The sequence below is a fragment of the Micromonospora craterilacus genome (genome assembly GCF_003236315.1).
Classification (GTDB): domain Bacteria; phylum Actinomycetota; class Actinomycetes; order Mycobacteriales; family Micromonosporaceae; genus Micromonospora; species Micromonospora craterilacus.
Window position 1 is genome coordinate 1 of the sequence record NZ_POTY01000386.1, and the last position, 3690, is coordinate 3690.

The 3690-nt window shown below is 72.4% G+C and carries 3 protein-coding genes; 1 reads left to right on the forward strand and 2 read right to left on the reverse strand.

Translation table 11 applies throughout. The features are described from left to right. Nucleotides 1–1063, forward strand: a 1063-nt coding sequence (locus C1I95_RS32690) for a chitinase (protein WP_111219828.1), incomplete at its 5' end; no start/stop codon positions are given. Between the two features lie 112 nt (nt 1064–1175). On the opposite strand, the gene C1I95_RS32695 is transcribed toward C1I95_RS32690, so the two are convergent. Both C1I95_RS32695 and C1I95_RS32700 read right to left on the reverse strand, forming a co-directional pair. Beyond that, the gene (locus tag C1I95_RS32695) at nt 1176–2084 is read right to left on the reverse strand and encodes an MHYT domain-containing protein (RefSeq protein ID WP_111219830.1); all 909 of its coding nucleotides are present in this window, start codon (nt 2082–2084) and stop codon (nt 1176–1178) included. Between the two features lie 167 nt (nt 2085–2251). Continuing rightward, a partial coding sequence (locus C1I95_RS32700; protein WP_499877999.1) for a DEAD/DEAH box helicase occupies nt 2252–3690 on the reverse strand: 1439 nt, incomplete at its 5' end.

Here is a 3690-nt window from a genome sequence, read left to right on the forward strand (position 1 = left end):
GACCACTCCCCCGCCGACCACACCGCCGGCCGGCGGCATCCCCCGCCGCGCCCTGATCGGCTACCTGCACGCCAGTTTCGCCAACGGCTCCGGCTACCTGCGGATGGCCGACGTGCCGGCGGACTGGGACATCATCAACCTCGCCTTCGGCGAGCCGACCTCGGTCACCTCCGGCGACATCCGGTTCCAGCTCTGCCCCGCCAGCGAGTGCCCGGGCGTGGAGAGCGAGGCCGCGTTCATCGCGGCGATCCGTGCCAAGCAGCAGCAGGGCAAGAAGGTGCTGCTCTCCATCGGCGGTCAGAACGGGCAGGTCCAGCTGACCACCACCGCCGCCCGGGACACCTTCGTCCGCTCGGTGTCGGCGATCGTCGACCGGTACGGCCTGAACGGGCTCGACATCGACTTCGAGGGCCACTCCCTCTACCTGAACGCCGGCGACACCGACTTCCGCAATCCCACCACTCCGGTGATCGTCAACCTGATTACCGCGATCCGCACGCTGAAGCAGCGCTACGGCGCGAACTTCGTGCTCACCATGGCGCCGGAGACGTTCTTCGTCCAGCTCGGGTACCAGTTCTATGGGCCGGGCCCGTGGGGTGGGCAGGACCCGCGCGCCGGGTCGTACCTGCCGGTGATCCACGCGCTGCGCAACGACCTGACCGTGCTGCACGTACAGAACTACAACTCGGGGCCGATCATGGGACTGGACAACCAGTACCACACGATGGGCGGGGCCGACTTCCACGTCGCGATGACCGACATGCTGCTCGCCGGTTTCCCGGTCGCCGGCAACCCGGACCGGGTCTTCGCCGCGCTGCGGGAGGACCAGGTCGCCTTCGGCGCGCCGTCGTCGGTCAGCGCGGGCAACGGCTACGTCGCCCCCGCCGCGGTGCAGTCGGCGGTGACCTGCCTGGTCCGGGGCCAGAGCTGCGGCAGCTACGCCCCGCGGAGCGGCACCAACCCCGGCTTCCGGGGGCTGATGACCTGGTCGATCAACTGGGACCGGTACTACCAGTGGGAATTCGGCCGCAACCACGGCCCCTTCCTGAAGGCCCTGTCCTGAGCGGACGCCCCCGATCACCGATGGTGGCCACGAGCGGTGTCGCTCGTGGCCACCACCGGGCCGGGACGATGCCGTGCGGGCGACCGGCTCCCCCAGCCGGCCGCCGGCAGCATCAGCGGGGCGGGCGGTCCCGACGGGACGGGAACTGGGCACCGGGCCGGGCCAGCGTGGAGCGGGCGCGCAGCCCGACCGGATCCGGCGCGACGGCACCGACCGGGCCCGCACCGGTGGTCGGATCGGCCGCCGCCGGTGCCGGCGACCGACGGGCATCCAGGTACGCCGCCGCCGCGCGGTCCTCGTCGGTGGGCGCGGCGAGCAGCGCGTAGACCAGCCCCACCACACCGAAGACGACCAGCAGCACGATCGGCACCAGCAGCGTGCCCACCTCCGCCCCGGCGATCTCCCCACGCTGCTCGTGCAGATGCACCGACAGGGCGCTCATGCCGGTGAAGTGCATGCCGTTGACCGCCACACCCATCACCAGCGCCGAGGCGAAGATCGCCAACCCCCGGCGTACGGTCACCGCGAGCCACAGCGCGACGGTGGCCGCGATCACGGCGATCAGCACCGACAGGGCCACCCGGTTTCCGTCGTAGCCGAGCTGGCCGTCCAGCCGCATCGCGGCCATGCCGGTGTAGTGCATCGCCGCCACCCCGGCGCCGGTGAACAGGCCACCGCCGATGATGCGTACCACCGACAGCCGGCCGGTGCCCACGATGGCCAGTCCGATGCCGACGGACGCCACCGCGATCAGCGCACTGGCGACGGTGATCGGCACGTCGTACCGGATCCGGGAACCGGTCACGCCGAAGCCCAGCATCGCCATGAAATGCATGGTCCAGATCGCCGTGCCGCCGAGTGCCCACGCCGCGAGCAGCCCCCACCAGGCTCGCTGGCCGGCGCTGGGCGCGGTACGGATCCGGCCGGCGCAGATCAGTCCGAGGATGGAACCCAGCACCGACAGCGCGTAGCTGATCGCCGGTGTTATCCATCCGTACTCAAAGTGATTGATGTCTGCCAAAATGGCTCCCCCCAGAGCTGTTACCGGCGCGTACCTGACGCGCCGGTAACATGATCCGGGACCTCCCCAGCAGGCACAATAGAATCGCTCGGGTACTGCGGGCGGTGGCCTCGCGGTGACTGTACGATGCGTCGATTCGCATCCCGAACGGTCACCGTCGGTGCTGGTCAGGCCCGCGAATGGTAGGCCAGCACACCCCGGTTGACGGCGCCGATCGCCTGCCGGGCGGTGGAACGCAACTCGGCCGAGGCGCCACCGGAGTCGGCCAGCTGGCCGAGCAGGTCCACCACCTGCCGGGCCCACCGGACGAAGTCACCGGCCGGCATCTCACCGTCGAGTTCGTGCCCGCTGGACAGCACCTTCGCCAGCGCCTCGCCGCGCGCCCAGCGGTAGACCGGCCAGGCGAATCCCAGGTCCGGCTCGCGGGTGACGGTCAGCCCGCGGGACGCCTCGTCGGCCTCAATCTCGCTCCACAGCTTCAGCGTCGCGTCCACCGCGTCGGCGACCGCGCCGCGCGGCAGCGAGGCCCGCTCGTCGACGTCGCGGCGGGCCTCGAAGACCACCACGGAGACCGCGGCGGCCAGCTCGGCCGGGGACAGCCCGTCCCAGACCCCCCGGCGCAGACACTCCGCCACCAGCAGGTCGGCCTCGGTCCAGATCCGCCCCAGCATCCGGCCGGCGTCGGTCACCGAGCCCTCGGCGGTGAGGTAGCCGCGGGTGGTGAGCAGGGCGACGATCCGGTCGAAGGTACGCGCCAGCGACCCCGTCCGGCCGGCCACCCGCTGGCGCAGCTCCTCGGTGTCCCGCTCCAGCCGCCGGCGGCGCTCCGCCCACCGGGCGTGCTCCTCCCGCTCCGGGCAGGCGTGGCACGGGTGCCGCCGCAGCTCGGTGCGGAGCTGGGTGAGCCGGTGATCCTCCCCCGACTGCCGGCCCCGGGCACCCCGACGGGAGTGCCGGTCCAGGCCGGTGCCGCTGACCTGCGCCGCCAGGTCGCGCCGGGCGGCGGGGTTGCGATGGTTGAAGTGCTTCGGCACCCGGATGCGCGCCAACACCTCGGCCGGGGTGGTGAAGTCACCGGGGTTGATCCGCCCGGCCCACCGGTCCTGGGTGAGCACCAGCGGGCGTGGCTCGCTGAACCCACCGGCGGCCGGGTCGAGCACCACGGCCAGGCCGGCTCGGCGCCCGGACGGCACCCGGATCACGTCGCCGACCCGCAGCCGCTCCAGCGACGCCACCGCCGCCGCCCGGCGCTGGCTCTGCCCCTGCCGGGCGATGGCCCGTTCCCGGTCGGCGATGGCCACTCGCAGCGCGAAGTACTCGGCGAAGTCACCGTGGTGGCAGTCCGCCTCCACCCCGTACGCCTCGATGGTCTCGGTGTTGCGCTGCACCTGCCGGGCCAGGCCGACCACCGACCGGTCCGCCTGGAACTGCGCGAACGACGACTCCAGCAGCGCCCGGGCCGGCTCCGCGCCGACGCTGCCGACCAGGTTCACCGACATGTTGTACGAGGGCCGGAAGCTGGACCGCAGCGGGTACGTGCGGGTGGAGGCGAGACCGGCCACGTGCCGAGGGTCGGTCTCCGGGGACCACACCACCACGGCGTGCC